The sequence below is a fragment of the Priestia sp. P5_B4 genome (genome assembly GCF_056400385.1).
Genome location: NZ_JBFULJ010001523.1, coordinates 1 through 527 on the forward strand (window position 1 = coordinate 1; position 527 = coordinate 527).

A 527-nucleotide genomic window follows, 5' to 3' on the forward strand; every position below is an offset into this window, starting at 1 on the left:
CAAGAATACTATCCTACTTTGCTGTTTTGGGTCACAGGGAATTTGCTTTATGAAGTGCTGCTGTTTCATCACCGCGTATGGGTATTTCACCCTGTAGGTATTGATCACCTTTTTCTACCCGATCACCTAATGGTTTCCCTTGGAATAACTTTAATTATTTATCCGTTTGTTATACCGGTTTTTTTAGGAAGGCTGCCGCTGCATGTAAGCGGCAGGCTGTGGTGGATTCTTTTGTGGGCGCTTTTATTTACTGTGATTGAGTTCATTGCTTATGTTAATCACAGTATCACTCATCATTATGGATGGTCGCTGCTGTGTTCTTTTCTCTTCAACATTGCCACGTTCTCACTTTTAGTCATTCATCAGAAGACAGCACTGGTCGCTTGGATTCTATCTGGAAGCTTCATAGCTTTCTTATTTATTTTTTTTGATATTCCTATGCCTTAACTTTTCATTGACTAGACGGAGGAAAAGGAAATATAATAGGAATTACATCTAAATATAATTTTCCTCTCTGAGAATAGAGG

Annotated in this window: 1 protein-coding gene; it reads left to right on the plus strand. The window is 38.5% G+C overall.

All coding sequences use genetic code 11. From position 1 onward, the window contains the following. Window positions 1-447, plus strand: a 447-nt coding sequence (locus AC1DRF_RS31955) for a CBO0543 family protein (protein ID WP_477742822.1), incomplete at its 5' end; no start/stop codon positions are given. Window positions 448-527 lie beyond the last annotated feature (80 nt).